General features: G+C 43.3%; 18 protein-coding genes and 1 pseudogene. 8 read left to right on the plus strand and 11 right to left on the minus strand.

The window, feature by feature from the left end; genetic code table 11:
- From F5613_RS14330 to F5613_RS14370, 9 genes and pseudogenes are all read right to left on the minus strand, one after another.
- Positions 1-3,084 carry a SusC/RagA family TonB-linked outer membrane protein gene (locus F5613_RS14330; RefSeq protein WP_179400255.1) on the minus strand — a complete coding sequence of 1,028 codons (3,084 nt, stop codon included), beginning with the start codon at positions 3,082-3,084 and terminating at the stop codon, positions 1-3.
- 633 nt (positions 3,085-3,717) lie between these two features.
- On the minus strand, positions 3,718-4,314 hold the full coding sequence (locus F5613_RS14335; protein ID WP_179400256.1) for a mobile mystery protein B: 597 nt from the start codon (positions 4,312-4,314) through the stop codon (positions 3,718-3,720).
- The gene (locus tag F5613_RS14340) at positions 4,305-4,769 is read right to left on the minus strand and encodes a mobile mystery protein A (RefSeq protein ID WP_079682455.1); all 465 of its coding nucleotides are present in this window, start codon (positions 4,767-4,769) and stop codon (positions 4,305-4,307) included. Before F5613_RS14340 ends, F5613_RS14335 begins: the two co-directional genes overlap by 10 nt.
- Positions 4,770-4,884: 115 nt before the next feature.
- Positions 4,885-7,029: a RagB/SusD family nutrient uptake outer membrane protein gene (locus tag F5613_RS14345; RefSeq protein ID WP_179400257.1), complete on the minus strand. Its 2,145-nt coding sequence runs from the start codon at positions 7,027-7,029 to the stop codon at positions 4,885-4,887.
- Positions 7,030-7,289: 260 nt separating this feature from the next.
- Positions 7,290-7,571, minus strand: a pseudogene (locus tag F5613_RS14350) (YdeI/OmpD-associated family protein); the annotation flags it as partial.
- An 11-nt stretch (positions 7,572-7,582) separates the two neighbouring features.
- The gene (locus F5613_RS14355) at positions 7,583-7,882 is read right to left on the minus strand and encodes a nucleotidyltransferase domain-containing protein (protein ID WP_179400258.1); all 300 of its coding nucleotides are present in this window, start codon (positions 7,880-7,882) and stop codon (positions 7,583-7,585) included.
- Entirely contained in the window at positions 7,861-8,253 is a 393-nt protein-coding gene (locus F5613_RS14360; protein WP_179400259.1) for a HEPN domain-containing protein, read from the minus strand. Before F5613_RS14360 ends, F5613_RS14355 begins: the two co-directional genes overlap by 22 nt.
- A gap of 251 nt (positions 8,254-8,504) precedes the next feature.
- Complete coding sequence (locus F5613_RS14365; RefSeq protein WP_179400260.1) at positions 8,505-8,825, minus strand: HigA family addiction module antitoxin; 321 nt, start codon at positions 8,823-8,825, stop codon at positions 8,505-8,507.
- Positions 8,826-8,996: 171 nt separating this feature from the next.
- A complete protein-coding gene (locus F5613_RS14370) occupies positions 8,997-9,263 on the minus strand; it encodes a hypothetical protein (RefSeq protein ID WP_179400261.1) in 267 nt (88 codons plus the stop codon).
- 425 nt (positions 9,264-9,688) lie between these two features.
- On the opposite strand from F5613_RS14370, the gene F5613_RS14375 reads away from it, so the two are divergent.
- The 8 genes from F5613_RS14375 (at position 9,689) to F5613_RS14410 (ending at position 17,715) form a co-directional block, all read left to right on the plus strand.
- Positions 9,689-11,047, plus strand: coding sequence for a hypothetical protein (locus tag F5613_RS14375; protein WP_179400262.1), 1,359 nt, complete (start codon positions 9,689-9,691; stop codon positions 11,045-11,047).
- Positions 11,048-12,283: 1,236 nt separating this feature from the next.
- Positions 12,284-13,060, plus strand: a complete 777-nt coding sequence (locus F5613_RS14380) for a hypothetical protein (protein WP_179400263.1) — start codon at positions 12,284-12,286, stop codon at positions 13,058-13,060.
- A gap of 105 nt (positions 13,061-13,165) precedes the next feature.
- Complete coding sequence (locus F5613_RS14385; protein ID WP_179400264.1) at positions 13,166-13,747, plus strand: curlin repeat-containing protein; 582 nt, start codon at positions 13,166-13,168, stop codon at positions 13,745-13,747.
- 28 nt (positions 13,748-13,775) lie between these two features.
- The gene (locus tag F5613_RS14390) at positions 13,776-14,276 is read left to right on the plus strand and encodes a CsgE family curli-type amyloid fiber assembly protein (protein ID WP_176134010.1); all 501 of its coding nucleotides are present in this window, start codon (positions 13,776-13,778) and stop codon (positions 14,274-14,276) included.
- Positions 14,277-14,345: 69 nt separating this feature from the next.
- Entirely contained in the window at positions 14,346-14,762 is a 417-nt protein-coding gene (locus F5613_RS14395) for a curli production assembly/transport component CsgF (protein WP_079682581.1), read from the plus strand.
- A gap of 25 nt (positions 14,763-14,787) precedes the next feature.
- Entirely contained in the window at positions 14,788-16,167 is a 1,380-nt protein-coding gene (locus F5613_RS14400) for a CsgG/HfaB family protein (RefSeq protein WP_179400265.1), read from the plus strand.
- A gap of 11 nt (positions 16,168-16,178) precedes the next feature.
- On the plus strand, positions 16,179-16,820 hold the full coding sequence (locus tag F5613_RS14405) for a carboxypeptidase-like regulatory domain-containing protein (RefSeq protein WP_079682437.1): 642 nt from the start codon (positions 16,179-16,181) through the stop codon (positions 16,818-16,820).
- Between the two features lie 295 nt (positions 16,821-17,115).
- The gene (locus tag F5613_RS14410) at positions 17,116-17,715 is read left to right on the plus strand and encodes a hypothetical protein (protein ID WP_179400266.1); all 600 of its coding nucleotides are present in this window, start codon (positions 17,116-17,118) and stop codon (positions 17,713-17,715) included.
- A gap of 92 nt (positions 17,716-17,807) precedes the next feature.
- Here F5613_RS14410 and F5613_RS14415 read toward each other — a convergent pair whose 3' ends face one another.
- Together F5613_RS14415 and F5613_RS14420 are read right to left on the minus strand one after the other, a co-directional pair.
- Positions 17,808-19,775, minus strand: a complete 1,968-nt coding sequence (locus tag F5613_RS14415; protein ID WP_179400267.1) for a polysaccharide biosynthesis protein — start codon at positions 19,773-19,775, stop codon at positions 17,808-17,810.
- Positions 19,776-20,090: 315 nt separating this feature from the next.
- Complete coding sequence (locus F5613_RS14420; RefSeq protein ID WP_394353477.1) at positions 20,091-21,488, minus strand: sulfatase family protein; 1,398 nt, start codon at positions 21,486-21,488, stop codon at positions 20,091-20,093.
- Positions 21,489-21,551: the final 63 nt, after the last annotated feature.

Below are 21,551 nucleotides of genomic sequence, written 5' to 3' on the forward strand. Positions count from 1 at the left end.
TTAAAAGGTTAATTTTACATTCAATCCAAAGGATCTTACAGCAGGGGGTAATCCTAATTCCACCCCTTGGTAATTGCCTGCACCGAGTGCAGCTTCCGGATCTACCGGGATAGTTCTTTCGTCGATTCCGGGAATTTTAAGTTTAGACTTTCCTCTGTAGAAGAAGAACAGGTTACGCCCTAGTAAGGATAGCTGTGCCTGTTTTACGAAGCTGTTTTTAATATCGAAATTATAGGAAACAGAAGCTTCACGTAAACGGAAGTTAGTCATGCTATAGGTAAAGAACTCTCCCCAAGCATCGCGTCCGTTTTGAGATACGGTAGTCCACAGTTGCTGTGCGGTTATCGCTTTTGTATTGGCAGCTCCGTCGGCTGTTACAGCATCTAATATAAGTCCACCTTCCCTGAATTTTTCGCTGCTTTCGGTAAGTCCGAAGTATGAAAGGTAGGCATCTGTTCCCGAAACCATTTCGCCTCCGATACGTCCGTCTATCTGGAATGCCAGACTAAAGTTTTTGTAAGACAGCTGATTGTTCCAGCCCAACTGAAAATCGGGGTTGAAATTACCAAGCTTCTGGTTGGACTCTACAACAGGAAGGCCCCTGGCATCGACGATGTATTTGCCCGAATTAGCATCTGTTTTCCATTTATAACCATACAGATCTCCGTATGATCCTCCCTCGTTGACGATTACGGTTGCGTATTTCGTATTGTCTGTTATATTAACTCGGGTTGTGTTTGGTGCCAGTTCGATGACTTTGTTGCTGTTGGTGGAGAATGTTACCGAACTTGACCAGCTGAATTTATCCGATTCAATAATCCGACCTGTTAGCATTACCTCCAAACCTTTATTTTCGATATCGCCGGCATTGATATATTGGCGATTGAATCCGCTGGCCATTGGCAGACCTACATAAAGCAACTGGTTGATGGTGTTACTCTTGTAGAAAGTGGCGTCTATACCCAGTCTGTTTTCAATAAACTTAAGTTCGAGTCCCAGTTCATAGGATCTGGTTTTTTCGGGCTTTAGATTGGGTATCGATTTGTTTCCGTCTCTGGAAATAAAACCTTGTCCTGCGCCCAAAGCAAAGTTATAGCGCTGATTTAATAAATAAGGATCAGCATCGTTACCCACTTCGGTGTAGGTAGTACGTATCTTACCAAAACTTACCCATGCCGGTAAATTAATAAACTCTGAAAAAATAGCGGATACTCCTGCCGACGGATAAAAATAACTGTGTGGCGCGGGTAATGTGGATGACCAGTCGTTTCTTGCAGACAGATCAAGATACAAATATTCATTGAACCCAACTTGTAAGTTTCCGAAAATGGAATTGAGTTGTCTCTCGTAACCCAACACATTTTCGAATGCGGGGGTGGTGGCCGATGATAAACTGAATTTATTCGGTATAGTTAGTCCGTTTGCCATACTTTGAACACTGCTGAAAACTCTTTTAAGTGAGCTTGCTCCCACATTGTAGTTTATTTTAAAACTGGATGAAAGGGTGTTGTTTCCCGAAATAAGACCTTCCAGGTTTCTTTCCCAGTAACTTGTATTTGTCTCATAGTATTTACCTCCGGCTTTTACGTCTCCCAGAGATACAGTTCCGCTGTAAAAAGAACCGTCTGTTTTGTCATTGTATCGGTCGTAGCTGATCCGTCCCATAACACTAAGCCAATCGGTTAGCTGATATTTTGCCGAACCTAATGCGGTTACACGATTTCTTTCCTCGTTTACAGAGGTCCGCTCGGTACTCCAGTAGGGGTTGTCGTATATAGATGAGGTTGTCCAGTATTTACGGATGGGTTGTCCGTTAGTAGGATCGATTGTTTCGAATTCCTTCAACTCGCTTTCTTTCATATCCCGCGGCATAATGTAGGCTTCGAGAGGAGTACCGGCATCACCCAAGCGTGGTCTGTTTTTTATTTTCTGATTAACGAAGGTGATTTTGGTATCTGTTGTAAGCTTCGGGAAGAAGTTGGTGTTGACCCTAACATTGGCTGTGTTCCGGTCCATTCTGTTGCCGGGAACAATTCCGTTTACAATGTTACTCGTGTAGGATGCAAATCCTTGTAATTCCTTAGTTCCGCCGTAGGTGCTGACCGCATTATTAAAGGATGGAGCGGTTTCAAAAAAATCTTTTACATTATTGGGATAGGTCTCAGCCTTTTCTCCCCAGCTTTCGCCTGCTGTTGGAGAATATACACCTCCATTACCTCTTCCGTAATTGTTTTGAAACTTCATTAACAGATTGGGCTGATCAATAGAGACTCCTCCGTTATAGTCAATTGAAAATTTGCCCTCGCGTCCTTTCTTTGTTGTGATAATAATAGCTCCGTTGGCTGCTCTGCTCCCATATAGAGCTGCAGCAGAAGGACCTTTCAATACGTTGATAGAGGCAACATCGTCGGGATTCACATTGGCAGCTCCGTCGCTACCTCCATAGCTGGAGGTGGTACCCGTTGCCTGATTATAAGAGGTATTATCGTAGGGGACTCCGTCGACCACAATCAAGGCGGTGTTATTTCCGCTTATCGATCTGTTCCCTCTTAAAATTACTCGGGCTGCTGCTCCGGGACCTGTGGCTGCGGTTGTAATTACTGCACCGGATACTTTCCCGGATAAACTGCTTAATAAATTAGAACTGTTGTCTCTGATTTCATTCAGATCTCCTCCAGCTAATTGTTGTGTGGCGTAGGGAAGTGTACGTGTGTTTCTTTCTATACCCAATGCCGTTACAACGACTTCACCTAAGTTCTGAGTGCTTTGCTCAAGCTGAACAACTAATTTTTGCTGTCCTCTCACTGTAATTTCTTTTTCCTTATATCCGATATAAGTAAAAACCAGGGTTTCGTTCTCACTTGCGGGCAGGATAAATTCTCCATCCAGATTGGTGGTTGTTCCCCGTTGGGTACCTTTTACCATAATACTTACACCCGGAAGAGATTCCTTGGTGGTTGCGTCTGTGACTACACCTGTTCTTTGACTTGATGTTTGGGAGAATGACATCCCCGGGAACAGGGATATGGATAAAAGTATGTTTAGTAAAAACAACCTCATCCAATTTGTTTTTTTCCGTTTCATTTACAATTAGATTTTAGATTACTACTTATAATTTGCGGTCAAAGAAAATACAACTTTTTTTATAAAACCAACTATTTTTCAACTAAAAAACCGAGAACGTTCTCGAAACCGTTCTCGGAATCGTTCTCGTTTAACTTGTTGATAATTAGGTATTCTGTTGTGTGTTTGCTGACTTCAAATTCTTTGGTTTGTTTTTCTGTGGTAAGGATGCAGGCAATCCGAATGTTATTTTCAAAATGCCACATGAGCCTTTTCTTATTGCCATACGAATAAGGGCTTTTATTAACGTATTCGCTTAATATGTAATTGTGACCTCTTTTAGCTCCGGTTATTTCTTTCAGAATTTCGTTCTTTTCTAGTTCTGCTATTAATTTGTAAGCAGAAGCAAGCGGGAGACCTGTCTTTCTCTTCTATACCAAAAAAGAAAGCCCTGCCGACATGGGCAAGGCTTATTAACTCTTTTAGAGTGCAGAACATCGGGACTTAGCCGGTGCGGGCACTTATTTCGGTACAAATGTACAATAATATAATGGATTCTTTAATTTGCGATTCGCGAATTGCAAATATATGAAATAAAGAATTGTATGTCAAATAAATATATGTGTTAAAGTGCTGTTTGTATTTATTTGAATTTTAGATTGCAAATTCAATTAAAGGGGCGAAGTTGCCTTTGTCTGCTTCCCGAAGAGCGCGTAAATAGGTTTTTCGTATTTCGGATTCGGAGGATAGATTTTGTGATCCTCCCCATTTGAAAACGGGCTCTCCGTATAATTTGCTAATAAGAATGTCTGCAATAAGACGTGAATGCCTACCGTTTCCATTCGGAAAGCAGTGAATTGAAACAATTCTATGTTTAAACCGAATTACTCTTTCGTGGGGGGTAAAGGTGTTATTGATATGCCAGTACAGAAAATCGTCGCAAAGCATTTTTAGTTCAGTTCCGATTTGGTACTTATCTACTCCGATATTTTTATTAGTGTTTCTGAATTGTCCTGCCCATTTCCAGACTCTCCCATACATTCGTGTATGCAGATCTCTAACAAAATCTGCAGTGATTAAATCTTCAGCAGTTTTCTTAATTTTTATAGACCATTTTATTGCGTCTTCAATATTTAATTGTTCCCATTCATCAAGTTCATTTCTTGTTGTGATGGTTTTTATTTTTAATCCTGATTTTTCGTCTTCATCTATAGGAGTTTGCCCTTCAATGTAACTTAAATTTATTCCCATAATTTCTCGGGATTCTCTGCAAGCTCTGCAGATATTTCTTTAATAGAATTTTTAATTCTCTTTTCACTTATCTTTTGATCTTCTAATGACATCGTTTTATTTGCTCGTATGACAATTTCCTTTGCCATTTTTTCGGCTTGTTGTTGTATTAGCTCTGATAAGCTGGATGTTTCCATGGGGACAATTGCATAAACAAGTCTCATATTCATTGCTGCGGCCGTTTCTTCCAGACTGTTCAAAGTTATAGTACCGGCTTTTTCTCTTTCCTGAATTTGTTTGATTGCTTGTGGAGTTTTATTCATTTTGGTAGCTAGTTGACGCATATTCATCCCAATTGCTTTTCGAACGGCTTCAATCCAGCCCCCCATAGGTTTACTATCAGGAAGTACTCCACTAAAAGCCTTGATTTTTCGATCAATCTGCTCTAGATATAGTTTGTTAGCTCTATTTATCATAAATATATATGTTTAAATATTGGTGCAAATATACACATATATGTTTATAATAATAGAAATAAATAAATATATATGTTTAAAATTGTCTCTTGTTAAGTAAATCGCATTTTTATGATTAATATCCCGGGTTTTGCGTCATACCCGGATTTAAATCTATTTCTCTTTGTGGGATTGGGAATAGTAGTTGATAGTCTTCGAGCTTCAATTCCGACTTTGCCAAACCGTTCCGTTTTAAAAAGGCAAAGTATCCGACCTGGTCTGTCAGCGCTATTTTACGGGCTTCTTTAATTCCTGTAATTACATCCGAAGTTTCGGCTATTCCCTTTGCACGGGTTACCATCTTCAGGTAGTTGAGGGCAGCGGCGTCATTCCCCAGATGCGCTTCACATTCAGCCAACGAGAGTAGTACATCCGTATAGGTTAAAATGGGGGTATTGAAAAGTCCCAATATCAACTCTTTGCTGGTTGGGGTATAACTTGTGGTGCTTTCCAGCTGATAAAAGTTGTTTGAAACAACTTTCGCCAACAGTGATTTCGCTTTGGTATATTCGCCTTGGTACATATGGATATTGGCAAGGATTATCCGGGCAACATCCTTTGAGACAAAAAGAAGATCATTTAAATCGGAAGTGGCAAACCGGTTCTTTTTTTCGTCTGATTTGCTAATGGCTGTTTCTAAATTTGAAGTAAGGGCTTGGAAAATATCTTTTTCCGAAGTACGAGGTAAATATAAACTATTTAAATCTGGTACCGTTGTCAGGTACGGAACGCCTCCCCAATACACAACCATATTGTAGTAACAGATTGCATTGAAGGTGTTTAAATAGTCCGGATAAGCCGATTCTCTCGTTGCATCTGCTTCAAGTATGATAAGATTACGATTGATAGCCCGATAATATTTAGAAAAAATATCGTTTATATTTCCGTTGGATGAAGACAGCGGTGCCCGGAATGCCGGATCGGTCGTAATTCCGGAGTATTTCGCTTCCAGGGTGTTGGAGCTTGTTATGACTTCCGACAAAGACGAGGCATACGCATAAAAAGCCTGCACACCAGCCTCGCCTAGTTTGGGAAGTGGGGCATTCGGATTTCCTTCCTGACTTATTGTAAGAATGGCGACTTTCTGGCCGCGAAAGTCATAAATTGCAACGGAGTCGGTTACGTTTCTTCTGGAGGCCGACGGCTTTATGTTTACTTTCAAAACATTATTTTCAAGCGCTTTTTCAACCTTCATGGATGATAGGCCGGGTGTTTCGTACAATTTGTCAAACAGATTTTCGGTTGGCATCTGGCTGGTGTTTGGTTCCGTGGGAGTGAGGGTGAGTGGAATACTCGTGTTTATTTTAATGGAATATTCGCCCCCTTCTTTGGGTACGGTTATCCGGGATGTTTCCAGCGTTACGGGGGTATCGTTCCCGGCAATCTCGTTACCTGCGATACCGTCGTCGTTCCAGTCGAAGAAATAGGCCAGATCTTTAACCGATACCGTTTTGCCCAAACTGTTGTATCTTGAAATAACATTGCTTGCGATAGATATCAACTTGCTGTTTAATTTGTTACGGTCCTTTTTAATTTGTTGCAGGGACGTTTCCGAGAATTTACCTTCCTGCCCGAACTCTTCGCTAAGCTTAGCCAGGTATTCGGTTAGAACGGCTTCGGACCTGTCCACCAACAATAAGGAAGAAATTGCAAGGAGTGCCCCGGCCTGGTCCGAACCGGTAGTTATAGAATATTGGGAAACATCTACATCCAGAAACCGCTGGAGGCCAAATGCGGTAAGCAGCTCTTTCTGAGCCTGTTTGTTGGCATCTGAATAAGATTTGTTTTGTCCGGTCAAGTTGATAATCCGTTTGTATTTAAGATGCGTCAGGATGTTTACATTTACAGTGGATTGATCCGACAAGTTAACAACGGCCAGCAACGTTAAAGTTCCCTGAGACAACTGGCCATCTACTTCATTAAAGAAATATCCACTGGCCTTGAGCTGGGCAAAGGGTGTTTCGAACTCCTTCGAACCGAAAGAAAAACTTCCCGTATTATCGGATATTGTGGAGGAATAAATACTTCCCAGGGGTTGCATATTGGCATCCATCGGTTGTATATCGATTGTGGATCCGCTTACAAACGGGCCCTTCTCTACTTTTCCATTCACATTGTAATTAACAGGCGTATACCCGCCTTTTTCGTCTTCAGAACAAGATTGAAAAGCAAAACATGTTACCGCAACACCAAATCCGATCAGAATATTTCTTAAATCCATAGTGTAATAATTTTCGAACCCCTATTAGATGCGCCTTTGGGAACAATCACCCACGGTAAACCGGCTGCAACCTAATGAAATCCTTGTTTTCATTCAGTTAATAAAGGATGTTTAATTGTATTTAAGGCTCCGCAAATATGAAACTTTATTTTTTAATTAACAAATAAATTGATAATTCAATAAGAGGGGACTCTTGTTTACCTTGATAATAAGAAGCAGAAATCAAGATTGTGCAGTGCGGACTAAAGCTGTTGTTTGGTTCAATAGTACTTGTCGATTCCGCCGAAGCCGGTTATTATTTTATTCTCTTTTGTTTTGTTGATAAAGTTGTTGAGGCGCTTTTCAAATTCTTCGGGACGTATCTCTGCGGCCTGGATGTAGGCTATCCGGATGCGTTTGTATGTATCGGAGAATTGTTGATAGTTATTCCATACGGTTGGATCTGCTTGCAACTTGTTGAGGATGTTATCGGGGAAGACAAAGGGTTCCGACAATACATTTCGTATTTTGTCCACTAGTTTGGGGTGTATCAGGTTGTTTTTTCCTTTTTGAGTTAAATAATTTGTCCTGTTTTAAGGATTTCAGCATAAAGAGGGGTTGTTTGGTCTTCTTCAGTGAGGAGTACGGGTTCAATTATGCTGTTTATTTTTCGTCTAAGTCTCCATAATAAAGGCAAATAGTCAAAATAATCACCTTCGATATGATCTACAATTACAGCAATATCTATATCACTATCCGGATTTTGGGTGCCTTTACTATATGAACCATACAAATAAAGTGCTTTTATCTGGAAATGCTGTGAGACTAATTCTTTATAGCGTTTGGCTAATATTATAGCTTCGTTTTTATCCATTGCTGCAGTTTTTTTGTTTGTTCAATTAATGTGATACACTTTTCTTGTGTAAGACTTTTCATCAGCTTCTCTTTGTAAGAGGGATATCGTGCTTCTATATTGAGTGGATCAAGCAAGTCTATAACTTCATATTGATCGTCTGTAAGTCCTTCATTGATAAATGCTTTTTCAGCCAATCTTGAAAGGTTATGAATATAAGGAGGCGTTTCTTCGGAAATAGAACATATACGGGCTTTCAATATTTTTTCAATAGCCTGATGGCACATGAATCCTACGTAAAGGTATCTACCGGTAGTCAACATGGCTGAAGCGGTTTCAAGATCGTAGTCCGACATTTCAACCCAATAAGTTACTTTGTGATTGGTTGCCATCGCCTGCTTCTTTTTTTGATTTATTCTTACAAAGATACTAATTAAATTACGATTAACAATTAACTTCCTTCTTTTTTCAAATTCTTCAGGGCCTATCTCAGTAGCCTGGGTGCAGGCTATCCGGATGTTCAAAATACATTGTTTCTATCGTCATAATTGGTTGTTCTGATCCGGTGCCGGTTACCTGCTTCATGCTAAAATAAATAGCTTCCGTTAACATGAAGAAAGTTTCATGTTACGTAAATCGCCTTTCAAAGCATTGCCGTGAGTTTGCGTATTTTGGCGAGACGCTCGGAAAAAGTTTTGTCTTGTCGTGCCACCTGCATATTGTAACGTGCTTGCATACGCACCAAAGTATCGGCATCTAATCCTAAAGCGGCTTCGGCAAGCATGGCAAGTTCGGCGTTTATCTGCCGTTTGCCATTCAGTACCTCGTTTAGTAATGTGTATGAAATACCCATTTCTGAGGCAAGGCGGCGTTGCGATATCCCGAGATATTCGATTTCGTCTTTAAGTATTTCGCCCGGGTGAATGGGGAAATAAGGTGTGTATTTGTTAGTTGTTGTTCCCATACTTTTTTATTGACAACAATTGCTTCAATATTTAACAAATATAACACCTGTTTTTTATATTCACAAATATATGAACTACATTAAAAGAAAGCCCTGCCGTTTAGGGCAAGGCTTTCTTGATCTTTTACCACACTACGGTTGTATGGTTTACTTCAAGGGATTAACGTTGTATTAAAAGAGAGGATGGCCTAGCAGGGGACTGATGTTTACAATTAAAGAAGATAGCTTTTCGGCTGGTATTCTTGTTGTTTCGCTTGTTGAGAGTCTTTCTATCACCAGGTCTTTGAAATAGGCTTTTCCTTCGGTGGTGGCTTGTCGGTATTCGTTGATAAGGTTGTTTACAATTTCTTTCATCTCTTGGGTTTTGATTCTTGAATAAGATTCTAATACTTTTCCGTTATCGAAATGAATAGTAACGATACTTCCTTGTTCTTCCATAATTAAATTTCTGTTTAATAATTAATAAAATATGTAACTTTTCTTGTGTTTTGGTTACTTAGCAAAGATATATAAATTTATTGATTATTTTCAGTATTTGTAAAAGAGGCCTTCTTTTCTCTTCTTTTTCTTGATTCATTGCTTTATAATCTGGTATATTCTTTTCATCATTATATCTTGCATTTGCAAAAGTGGTTCGAATAAATGTGTATTTGGCCGAAAAGTGGTTCGGATATTTGTAATTTGTGTCAATTCACTATGGGAAAAATATACTCTGGATACTTTGAAGACTTAAAATGAATGATCCTGAACAGGGATAATGACAAAGATATTTTGCTTATTAACGGATTATGTTTAACTTTCCGGTTTTTTTGGGAATGGGGGCGGATACGCGACTTCTCCTTTTATAAATAGATAAAAATAGTATGAAGAAACAGATGAATGTGTCGCCAAGCGGCAAGAAGTGGTATGAATGGAATCGATTTTTCAGTGTAGTTTTTTTAGTGTGCACGATGTTTAATTTTGTTCCCGCTACCGGGCAGAAGTCAGCCAAACCAATGTTGTATAAGGTGAATTATGCATCAAAAGACTTTACTCAAACGCCTTACAGAATGAAGACAAACGAGCCTGTAGTGGGTGAAGTGCTGCGATCGCAAGTGTATGAAGTGCTTGTCGTTGAAGGCGACTGGTTAAAGATAAAGCTCAGACACGGTGAATATTATCTGTATAAATCGCGCCTTGACAAAGTGGATAAGCCGGATGTGGTGGCTTCTCCCTGGGCCAAAGAGTGGTTTGCCTATAACGATGCTTACATCGGTACGGCCGGTGAGTGGGGCGAGGTGGCCGACGACTGGACCAAACCGGTTACCCGTGCCGAAATGGCGGAGTTTCTTGTGCATGATATCATGGAGAATATTTATGGCAACTGGTCGGTGAAGTTTACGTTGAAAGGGGTAGTGGAAGCTCCCGTACAGGGTTTCTTTACCGATACGGAAAGTTTTTATGCGGGCCGGTTGGCTTACTGGGGGATTGTTCCCGGCGGAAAGTTCAACCCGCAGGGTACGGTTACTTATGGTGAGATGACGGATCTTGTTTTCAAGCTGATGGAGTACGACAGCAAGCGCGACAACCGGAGCAGCAGGCTGACCAAAGCAGATATTGCGGCTTTCGGTATAGGCGGCGACAAAAATCCCAATGCGCTTTGTACCAAGGAGCAGGCCCGGATGCTTTGCGACAAGGTTTTGATATGGAACCACGATCAGGAACGGGTGACCGGTGCCAAGTATGAGGCGACTGCGAATGTGAAGTATGGGGGTACTGTATCTATGTGCGATGGTACGTTTACCATAAAGACCATGCTGGGTAAAAAACCCAATCAGCCCCATCTTTTTGTTAATGCCGCGGGCAAGGTGGAACTGAGCAATTCTCAGAAGCAACAGTTCCGGATTACATACAAGAAGACCGCTTTGAATATGAACAGACAGCCTATGTCTTTATTCACCATTCAGACCATGGATGGCCGATACCTGGGGATAGCGGGTACGCCCGTTAATGGCAGCCGGCTTATTGCCCAGAAAGAGGAGTTCTTGTGGTGGCTGGAGCATGGACCATCCGAAGATTACCAATATACCACTTTCATGGAAGTGCCCTTTAATTATCATCAGATAGTGAATGTTTCGGGATGGAAAACAGCCGACGGCACTCCTGTAATCACATGGTTTTGGCGACATGGAACAGGTTCCGACGCCAACAACTGTAAGTTTATCTTCAGCAAAGTAAAGTAGCTCTCTTTTCCCTTGTGAAGGGGGGCCCTTCTTCTCTTTCCATGAGAAGGGGGGCTTCTACCCTTGTGAAGGGTAGCACCTTCTTTTCCTTGATGAAAAGAAGCAAAAATCAAGACTGCGCCTGGTTGAGCTAAAGCTGTCTGCTGGAGGCTGAACGGAAATAAACTCGCTTCGCTCAAACAGATTTCCGTTTTAACCGCTTCCATCAGTCAGCTTTTTAACGCTCCCCCAGCCGAGGTCGGGTCCTTCTTTGCGGCTCGCCTCCGGCATCGCCCGTTCCTATCACCTCCAACCTGCCCCTACCATCTGCCCATTCCCATCTTTCACCCCAAACTACCTGTACCTTCTCCCTAATCCCACTAGCTTGGTTAGATAGCCCTCTTTACTGCCCCAGTAAGCCAGAACAACGTAGCGCATTCAAGAAAGAGAAGTCAACGCTTGAAACGGCAACCGGAGGAACGGGTATCAATCTGAACAGCGCAGCGTATTCACAAAAGAGGGGGGTATTTGATTTGGCCTCAGCGGAGGGGACGTAAAGAAAACCAGGAAGGAAGCCGGAGAAGCGGAAAGCTGTTTGAGCGCAGCGAGTTCTTTCCGCGCGGCTGAGAGTATGGTTTTTAGTCCCCGCCGCGTCAGCCTTGATTTTTTTGATTCTTTTTTATCAAGAAAAAAGAATATATTAAAATGATCGTTTAGAAAGAAATAGCTTTAGACTGTAAAGCCAAAGCAATTACGGAGAGAAAAAAGAATATATTAAAAAATTAATTAACAAAATTTAATTGTTAAACATCAATTTTTATTAAACTATTGATAACCTCAAAGTGTTTTAGTTTCAAATTACCCTATTTGCTAGTGAGCATTATTTCAATTTCTTATGAGCACTGATTGCCTTATCTTTTTAGGCTAAACCCTGCTTTTGTAAGAAATATTCTTGATTTGGTCTGTTATTGTCGGAGATAACGGATATGAAACTTTGAGAAATTTATGACTATTTAAATTCTATTATGTGACAATGTTTAGTATGTGATTTATGATTGCACCTGTCCAAGGGTGCTGATTTTATTTTTCCCAATCTTACAGACATTCCTATTTGTATGCTTCTTTAACAGAGAGGTTATGCCCTTGTTACGCATGGGTATGAATATACGTGTATTTATTACTTCGTATAGGGGGATGGTCTGCTATAAAAAATTTCTTATTCAATATCCTTTTATTAACAATTTAATTGAAAAGATCATGAAACGTATCGCTTTTGTAGTGGTTGCAATGTTTGTAACCGCAATGGCTTATGCACAGCCCCATGCAGATATCACCAGCTTAGGAAATAATAATACCGCTACAATTCAACAGGTTGCCGGCGAAAACTGGGCCTTTATCATGCAGGACCTGGGTATGAGTGAAAATAACACTGCAACTATCATACAAAGTTATGGCAACAGTGAAGGCAATCATGCCAATATATTCCAGACAATGATCGACAACGTTGCCGAAATCACCCAGGGTGGATTGGATAATACGACTACCATCAACCAATGGGGTATCGATAATTTTGCGAAAGTATGGCAGTTGGGTGAAAACAGTACGATTACTATCAATCAACATCCGATGTCTACTTTAAATACGGTGGATTTCCGACAGAACGGTATCAACCTATCCGCTGTAATTGATCAGTATGGTACTCAAAACAAAGTGAAATTGATGCAGGGTGGCGAAGATGGCGATCTTAATATTCTGCAAAGGGGTACCGGTAATAAAGTTGTAGGCATTGGTGGCGGCTTCTTTAATCCCGATCCTTATGGCTATTTTATGGGCGATCACTTGGATATAGATCAGATCGGTCAGGCAAACACCGTTCGTCTGTGGTCTGGTGTAGCTGGTGCTACCGTAGATATTTTGCAGAATGGAAATGGCAATACGGCTACGGTTTATCAGACTGCTACGCCTACCTTTAATGCACCTATGATGGTTCCTCAGAATCCTAATTTGATGGGAGGACCTGGATTTCCGTGGTAATTGAGGTTTGTAGATGATAAAAGTATCCCCTGTTCCACAGGGAGCAGGGGGTTGCCGGTGGGTGCTGCCGAAAGGCCCTTCAGGGTTAATTGTAGGAGGTAAATTATGAGAACAATTATTCTTTTTTTGATCTGCCTTTTAGGTGTATTCTTCCAGGGAAGCTCGCAGGAGGTTGTAAACAACGTAGGAGGAAATCTTATGGAAACGATCCGGCAGATCAGTCCATTGCAAGGGGCGGATCAGCTGAATATACAGACGTTTCGGCAACCGGACTGTGGGAATGGGAACCTGGTTAGTATAACACAGCTGGGTTATAATAACCGTGTGCTGACTGTTCAGCAGGGTTCCTGTAATATGCTTTCGTTAACGCAGATAGGGTATAACAATGGGTTGGTTGCTTGGCAGGTGGGCGAGTCGAACTGGATTGACGGATACACGCAACAGAATTATTCCGAAAATTCGTTGTGTGACAGGTTGGTTCAGGTAGGTGAGTTCCTGCATTTTGACGCGCGGGGATTAGCGGGGTCCGGATGGTCCGAGAACAGGGTGACACAAATTGGGAATAACCTGTCTTTTCAGATCAATGCGGTTTTGCCCGGCTCGGGCGAAGGAATTAAAGTTACTCAAACCGGAAGGGATATGCGGGTTGTGATTGAGCAGTCTTATTTCTCTTTCCCTTTAAGATAGTTTGATGGACGGATTAAATGGAATTGTTATGATCGTTTTTACTGGCATCGTACTGGCCTCTCTTTTAATGGGTCACTCTGTCTCGCCCGGGTTCCGGGTGCAGCAGGGTGATTCCATAAAGGGGACGAATGTACCCGAAAAGCTCACCCGGTTGGTGGAGCAGGTAAAGAAATCGGCCAATCGCTCGGACGATGTGGAGATGGAGTTGGACGGGTTGTTGGTGGATAATACCAAAACCAAGGGAGGGAAGGATTTTTACGATCTGTTTTTTGCTTCGTGGGAGGCGCCTCTCAATGCCCGGAATTTTACCATCACCATTAACGAAAAACCTTACCGGCTCACAACAACGTTTATTGTGGTGATGATCAACGAGAATGTGGTGTATGAGGCACTTCTTCAGCCTCGCTTGGATGTGATCGAGTATATGACGGCGGAGGCCGTACAGATGGCTCAGTCGTATCTGATTAATTATGAGGAGATAAACAGGGAGCTGAACGGCGACGATCTTTCGGGGTCGGGTATTTATTAAGCGTGGGTTCCCATAAGCAGTAGGGTAAAAGAATGCTTGCTTTGTTGAATCTTGAAAAATATGGATCATATGAAAATCTTGTATAATGTGTTGGTTTTTTTCTTGCTGCTTGCCGGGGTGAAGGGGGTTGCTCAGGATTTTGTGTATACGCCCAAGAATCCTGCCTTTGGCGGAAATCCCTATAACTACAGCTGGTTGCTGAGCTCGGCGCAGGCTCAGAACACTCACACGGATGAATCGTATTTGTATGAGCAGACGAAGACTGATCCGATGAAGGATTTTGCCGAGAGTTTGAATCAGCAGATTCTGAGTCAGCTTGCCCGTAAGATCATTGCCAACCAGTTTGGCGAGGAGGCGCTTACTTCCGGTACGTATATTCTGGGTAATTACCAGATCGAGATTGGTACGCAGAGTGATGGGATCCGTATCAATATCCTGGATAAGGAGAGTGGTAGCAGTACTACCGTTTCTGTACCGTATATGTAGTATTTACTTGCTTTAACTATAGAGTATGAATAAAAAGAACAGGCCATTGAAGGCTTTTTTCCTACTGGTTGCGCTGTTTCTTTCTGCATGTGGCACGTACATGCAGCAGCCTTTGGAGCCCCGAAGAGCGAGCCTGGGTCCGGAATCGCCCGCAAAACGGATTCTGCTGGACCTGCCCGAACCGAAGGAGAAAATTGTGACGGCTGTTTATAAGTTCAGGGACCAGACGGGCCAGTACAAGCCTTCCGACAATGGCGCGAATTGGTCGACCGCTGTTACACAGGGGGCTACCACGATTTTGATCCGGGTGCTGGAGGAATCGGGCTGGTTTATTCCCATCGAACGTGAAAATATTTCCAATTTATTGAATGAAAGGAAGATCATCCGATCGAGCCGGGCGCAATATGAGAAGAACGAGGATGTGCTGCTACCCCCCTTGTTGTTTGCCGGTGTTATCCTGGAGGGTGGCATCATCTCTTACGAGACCAACGTGCTAACGGGTGGGTCCGGGGTGCGTTATATGGGTATCTCGTTGTCCGGACAGTACCGCGAAGACCGGGTGAGTATTTACATCCGGGCGGTGTCTACGTCCAACGGCCAGGTGCTGAAGACGGTCTACACAACCAAGTCGATCTTGTCGCAGGAGGTGTCGGCGGGGGTATTCAAATATGTTTCTGCCAAGCGTCTGCTGGAGGCGGAGACGGGATTCACCTACAATGAACCTACCGAGATCTGTATCACAGAGGCCATCGAGAAGGCGGTGGAGAGCCTGATTATTGAAGGGGTGAAGGGACGGCTGTGGTCGCTGAAGTCGCCGGCCGATTCTGCTTCGGTGGCATTTGCCAATTACGAGCATGAGAAAGATATGGCGTATCAGCTGGATCCTATCGGCCGGAACCTGGATGCAGAGAGGCGTGGCTGGCTTTCGGTGGGTGCCCAGGCTGGTACAGGTTACTACTCGGGCGATTTCTCTAACGACGAGGTCCGGCCCAAGGTTTCGCTTACGTTGGGCGTGGCGCTGAACCGCTACTTCTCGCTTGATTCCGAATGGGGTTTCCGGAACTTGCGAGTGCCGGGGGTGGTGAACGATCATTCTTATTTTGGCGATCTTTCACTGCGCTATGTGTTGCTGCCCTTCGAACGTTTCTCGCCCTTTGTACTGTTGGGCGGTGGATATGATTATAACAGCGACGGGGTGGGATTGTCTGCCAGAAAGTACCTGCCCAAATTGAATGGTGCGCTGGGTATAGAATACATGGTTGGCAAGAAATGCGGACTTACGTTATCGTCTGGTGTGAATTATTACCTGGACGACCGTTTCGACGGGAGTAGTGTTGGCAAACGGAATGACCTGAATTGGGGTGTCTCGTTGGGTGTTAGGTTATATTTTTTGAACATGAAGTAATATAGTTTGGTATGAATAAGTATATATATGTGGGATGCCTGTTGTTTATTTCTGCCTGCTTCGGGTGCGAATCGGATAAGTTGGATGTACTGAATTACGGGACCATCGAAGGACAGGTGCTGGATGGGGAGAGTTATCAACCACTCTCGGGAGTTATGATAAGTACCACGCCTGCCAGTATTACGTTACTGACCGACGCGGAGGGGCGCTTTTCTATCCCGAAGGTGAAGGAGGGTGATATCGAGGTGAACCTGAAACGGAAGGATTATATTGCCAATTCGCTGAAGGTGGCGGTGTACGAGAATGAAGTGACGAATATGAATTTCCTGATTTTCAAGGATTACAACGAAACGGGAAATATATCTATTTATGATCCGGTACCGGGCAACGGTGCAGTGGATCAGCATCTGGCCATTACCCTGAAATGGAATGTGGAGGGTAAAAAGGCCGGTGTAGAGCTGTTGTATAGTATCTACCTGTTTGAATCGAATTCGACGGTGCAGAATTTATTGAGTGAGGATGTGATCTTGAAGGAGGTGGTGACCGACAATCTGAAGCCTAACACTACCTACTATTGGTATGTGGTGGCCAAACATGAAGGGAACCGGGTGGCAAATAGTCCGACCTGGACTTTTAAAACGGGTGAAAAATAGTTTTTTACTACATTCCTGGGTTTTTTTATTGAAGGGGCCTTTTCATTTGGTGAAAGAGGCTCCTTTTTTGTTCTTTAGAATATCGGTTTCTCTATTAAGTAAGATTGTGATCTTTTTCCTTTATGCAGGATGTTCAAATAATGGGAGCTGATGCTCTGCATTCTATTCTTAATAAAAAATTGAAAAATAATGAAGTTATATTGTTTTTTTTACTATATTGTTGCCATATTAACTTCCTTATTTTAAAGGTGGTAAAGGCTTTTGGAACACTATTTTATTTGAACATTAGTTGGGTATGAACACGAAACGGTATTGGGACAATCTTGATTTGCCGAATGATGATTTTGCATTGATTCAGATCAGTTCGGTCAGATTATTGGAGAGCGGGGTGTTGAGTAGCAGATCTCGCTTGTTGGAGCTTAGAAATGCATTCAATGAGGAAAAATCTTCTGTACGGAAGACAAATTGGGGTGTTGCATTTGCTTTGTTGCTGATTTTTATCGGTGGTTTTATTTCATTTACGGTCTTTATCAAAGATGAGTCCCTCTCTATACCTGGCATCCTACTTATATTGGCTGGTTTGTTGGTTGTATACATTTCTGATAAGTTCTGGTCTTCACGTTCTGCTTCGTTATTTCCGGCAGATGTTGTATTGGAGAAGTTTAACTTATTGAAGGGTTTGCAGGATGTTGTTACGAATATCAACGCAATGTGGCCCTACGAATCAGCTCCTTTAGAATCAGTAGAGATCAATTATTTATATAATTTGCCCGCAGATCTGCCACAATTTCTGAAAGAAGCCGATCGGCTTATCTCCGATTTTGAAAATGAGGCGCGGGTTGCAATCGATAAGAAGTACTGCCAATGTAAGAAACCATTGTATGTATATAACTGATGATTCGGATTTAAAATATGACAGGAATAAACAGGAAAGGTTGCCTCATTTGGGCAACCTTTCCTGTATGTGGATCTTATTTTATCTCAGAATCAGATAATCAGCTTCTTTACATTCTTTTTTTCCTCGGAGTTTTCCTTGATGTCGAATTTTTCGTAAACGGAATTCTGACTGATAAATTCGGGCACAATCTGTTTCATGATGCGTACCGTGTCCAGCACCTTTCCGGAGCGTGCGTTTTCGGTAAGGAAATCGATGCGGGGCTCTACTTCTCTGTAGTCGTATTCCCTTACTTTGGCTACACGGATCTTTTCGTGCGGGGTAGGCAAGGTATTCTCTTCGTCGCTGAGTAGCTCTTCGTAGAGTTTTTCGCCCGGACGCAGACCGGTATATTCGATGCGGATGTCTTTATCTGGTTCGAATCCGGCCAATTCGATCATACGTCGTGCCAGGTTTGCAATCTTTACTGGTTCGCCCATCTCGAATATGAAGATTTCGCCACCTTTACCCATGGTTCCGGCCTCCAGTACCAAACGGCAGGCTTCGGGGATGGTCATAAAGTAGCGGATGATGTCCGGATGCGTCACCGTAACCGGTCCTCCGTTGGCAATCTGCTCGCGGAAACGGGGTATCACCGATCCGTTGCTGCCCAGTACGTTTCCGAAACGGGTGGTTATAAATTTAGTGGATCCCTGCTTGCTTCCGTTCTTAAGGGCGGTTGCCAGACTCTGAACGTATATTTCTGCCAGACGTTTGCTGCAACCCATTACATTGGTGGGATTCACGGCCTTGTCGGTAGACACCATCACGAAGCGTTCCACATTGTATTTTACGGCCATATCGGCAACGTTGCGGGTACCCCGAACGTTTACGCGGATGGCTTCGCAGGGATTACTCTCCATGAGAGGCACGTGTTTATAGGCAGCGGCATGAAACACCACGTTGGGCTGATAGCAGCCGAAAATGGAATCTACACGGGTTTCGCTGCGCACATCACCAATCACCGGGGTGAAAGGCAGGGTTGGGAACTTCTCTTCAAGCTCGAGACGCAGGTTATGCATGGGTGTTTCGGCACTGTCGAACAATACCAGGTGCTTGATATGGAATTTAGCAAGCTGCCGGCATATCTCGCTGCCGATGGATCCGGCGGCACCGGTTACCATCACAGTCTTTCCGGCAAGGCTGTTGCCTATCTCGCTCATGTTAATCTTAATCTCGTCGCGTCCCAGCAGGTCTTCGATGCGTACCGGACGAACCGTACGGCGTACCTTTCCATCCATCAATTCTTCCATCGGGGGGAGGATAAGAGTCCGTAAATTCAGTTTCTCGCAATAACGTATCAACCGGTCTTGCTCTTGTTTGGCATCGTTTACCCCTACAAACAGAATCCCTTCCAGGGCATTCCGGTTCATCAGGGTGGTAAGTGCCAGCTTGTCTTCTACGTAGTAAACCGGCAACCCTCCGATGCTAAGCTCTTTTCCCTTGGGACCAACCACCAGATAGCCTCCTACTTTATATTCGCTCAGGTAGGCGTGGGGCATCAGGGCTGCTGCGGTGATGCTTTGGGGAGTGGTTCCGTAGATAAGCAGGCTGCGCTGGGTCTTGCCCGTATTGTTTAATATAAAATTGTAGATGTTGATCAGCGTTACACGCAGTCCCACAAGTAATGCACTGGTAGTCAGCGTATCGATAAAGAAGCACATCATCCAGAATTTCATGGGTTTGGGCGATCCAAGCATGTAGACTAATAGCAGTAACAGGGTCGATTTCGCCACTGCAGCTAGTCCGATTCGCCACAATTCCTGCAGGGTGGAATGGCGTACCACTCCTTTGTAGGGTTGAAAAACGGCAAATGACAGAATGCTTGCAAAAATGGAAAAGGTCCCCATCCGCAAGAACATGGCCAAATCTACATTCAGATTGATGGCATAACGCATAAAAAAGATGGTGAATAATGTTACCGCAGTGGAGGTAGTAAGATCTGCAGTAAATATAATCCAACGGCTTAGATACTTAATCTGGGCTAGTTTGCTTAACTTAGCTTGAATGTTCGTTTTCATTTCTAAAATTTTAAAGGGTTCTTTTGGCTTAAGGGCTTCTTGTGCAACATACCAAAGGTTCGTCACCCCCACGGGAATGACAACAAATGGTTTGTTCGTAACAGATATACTGACTACAAAGATGTGATATATTTTTGTATTTTCAACATCTTTTTATTAAAAAATAGCATCGGAACTCTATTTTTTATTGAAAAATAATAGAAATTTAATGGTTTTGCAATCTATTTTATTGATTCTCTTTAACAAAATCCCATTACATTAAACTAAAAGGGACAGCACCTCCTTTCGGAGGCCTGTCTGTGTGGATTGTACGGATTAAAGGGTTCCGATGGCCCTTCTGTTTTTTCCCTCTTTCTTTTGTAAATCGTCGCCCAGGTCTTCCCTGGCTTCGTTGGCCATTTGTTCCAGTCTGCCGGCAGCTTCGGGATATTGCGAAAGAACGTTGTAACGCTCGCCGGGATCTCTGCGTAAATCGATCAATATCTTCTCTTCCAACATCTTATTTTCGTCCACCCGGCCCGGCATGCCATCGTTTCCGGGGGCAAAACCTTCGTAAGTACGTGTGGGGTGAGGGAAGATGAGCTTAAACTCGCCATCACTTACAGCTTCCAGGCTGTTTCTTCTGTAATAATATAGAAAGCTGGTTCGTGGAGTAGATTTAGTATCTCCTTTCAATAATGAGAACAGATTTACACCGTCCGTTTTATGAGACGGCATCGCTGCACCGCTGATATGGGCAAAGGTAGGCAGCAGGTCGATGTTTACGGTCAGTTTGTTGCATACAGATCCTGCAGGAATGGTTCCTTTCCATTGCATCAGGCAGGGTACACGCTGACCGCCCTCGAAGCTGGTGCCCTTGCCTTCCCTCAGACCGCCTGTGCTTCCGGCATGGTTGCCGTAATTAATCCAGGGACCATTGTCGGAGGTTACCACCACCAACGTATTTTCATCCAGACCCTCTTTGCGTAGTTTCTGCAGTATTTGCCCCACACTCCAGTCAATTTCCATTATCACATCGCCATACAGTCCCTGTTTGCTTTTTCCCTTAAACTTATCCGAAACAAACAGCGGAACGTGGGGCATGGGGTGGGCCAGATAGATAAAGAAAGGACGTTTTTTGTTTTTGTCAATAAACTGGATGGCCCGTTCGGTGAAGTTGGTTGTAAACTGACTTTGATCCGGGTTGTATGCAATCACCTTGTCTCCCTCGTATAAAGGTAAATCCGGATAGGTTCCGGTTGGATGATGGGGCCACATGTCGTTGGAGTAGGGAATGCCGTAATACTCGTCGAACCCGTTGTGTGTGGGGAGGAATTTGGTATGGTGACCAAGGTGCCACTTGCCGTAGGCGGCGCAGGCATATCCTTTTTGTTTGAGCACCTCAGCCATCGTGCTTTCGTTTTCATTGATCCCCGTAACCGCATCCGGACCGGGTGCTCCTGAAAACCCGATACGGTTGGGATAACAACCGGTAAGCAGTCCCGCACGCGAGGCTCCGCTTACCGCCTGTACGGAGTAAAAACGGGTGAAACGCATGCCCTCGTTGCCCATCTTGTCGAGGTTGGGTGTTTCGTATCCAATAGCTCCCTGGGTTCCGATATCTCCGTAGCCCATGTCATCCATGAGGATGACAATTATATTGGGCTGTTTCTGAGCTTCTGCCGTAAAAATTGACAGCAATGCCGCTGCCGGTAATACTAGTTTCTTTTGTATCCGATTCATGGTTTATCCTGTAAGTTGATTAACTGGTCTTCTTTCAGGATGTAAAGATAGTTT

The sequence above is a fragment of the Macellibacteroides fermentans genome, from assembly GCF_013409575.1.
Taxonomy (GTDB): Bacteria; Bacteroidota; Bacteroidia; order Bacteroidales; family Tannerellaceae; genus Macellibacteroides; species Macellibacteroides fermentans.

Coding starts and splice junctions, on each gene's coding strand:
- F5613_RS14330 (WP_179400255.1), bottom strand. CDS start 3,084: ATGAAACGGAAAAAAACAAATTGGATGAGGTTGTTTTTACTAAACATA.
- F5613_RS14335 (WP_179400256.1), bottom strand. CDS start 4,314: ATGGGAATAAATTTAAGTTACATTGAAGGGCAAACTCCTATAGATGAA.
- F5613_RS14340 (WP_079682455.1), bottom strand. CDS start 4,769: ATGATAAATAGAGCTAACAAACTATATCTAGAGCAGATTGATCGAAAA.
- F5613_RS14345 (WP_179400257.1), bottom strand. CDS start 7,029: ATGGATTTAAGAAATATTCTGATCGGATTTGGTGTTGCGGTAACATGT.
- F5613_RS14355 (WP_179400258.1), bottom strand. CDS start 7,882: ATGGATAAAAACGAAGCTATAATATTAGCCAAACGCTATAAAGAATTA.
- F5613_RS14360 (WP_179400259.1), bottom strand. CDS start 8,253: ATGGCAACCAATCACAAAGTAACTTATTGGGTTGAAATGTCGGACTAC.
- F5613_RS14365 (WP_179400260.1), bottom strand. CDS start 8,825: ATGGGAACAACAACTAACAAATACACACCTTATTTCCCCATTCACCCG.
- F5613_RS14370 (WP_179400261.1), bottom strand. CDS start 9,263: ATGGAAGAACAAGGAAGTATCGTTACTATTCATTTCGATAACGGAAAA.
- F5613_RS14375 (WP_179400262.1), top strand. CDS start 9,689: ATGAAGAAACAGATGAATGTGTCGCCAAGCGGCAAGAAGTGGTATGAA.
- F5613_RS14380 (WP_179400263.1), top strand. CDS start 12,284: ATGAAACGTATCGCTTTTGTAGTGGTTGCAATGTTTGTAACCGCAATG.
- F5613_RS14385 (WP_179400264.1), top strand. CDS start 13,166: ATGAGAACAATTATTCTTTTTTTGATCTGCCTTTTAGGTGTATTCTTC.
- F5613_RS14390 (WP_176134010.1), top strand. CDS start 13,776: ATGATCGTTTTTACTGGCATCGTACTGGCCTCTCTTTTAATGGGTCAC.
- F5613_RS14395 (WP_079682581.1), top strand. CDS start 14,346: ATGAAAATCTTGTATAATGTGTTGGTTTTTTTCTTGCTGCTTGCCGGG.
- F5613_RS14400 (WP_179400265.1), top strand. CDS start 14,788: ATGAATAAAAAGAACAGGCCATTGAAGGCTTTTTTCCTACTGGTTGCG.
- F5613_RS14405 (WP_079682437.1), top strand. CDS start 16,179: ATGAATAAGTATATATATGTGGGATGCCTGTTGTTTATTTCTGCCTGC.
- F5613_RS14410 (WP_179400266.1), top strand. CDS start 17,116: ATGAACACGAAACGGTATTGGGACAATCTTGATTTGCCGAATGATGAT.
- F5613_RS14415 (WP_179400267.1), bottom strand. CDS start 19,775: ATGAAAACGAACATTCAAGCTAAGTTAAGCAAACTAGCCCAGATTAAG.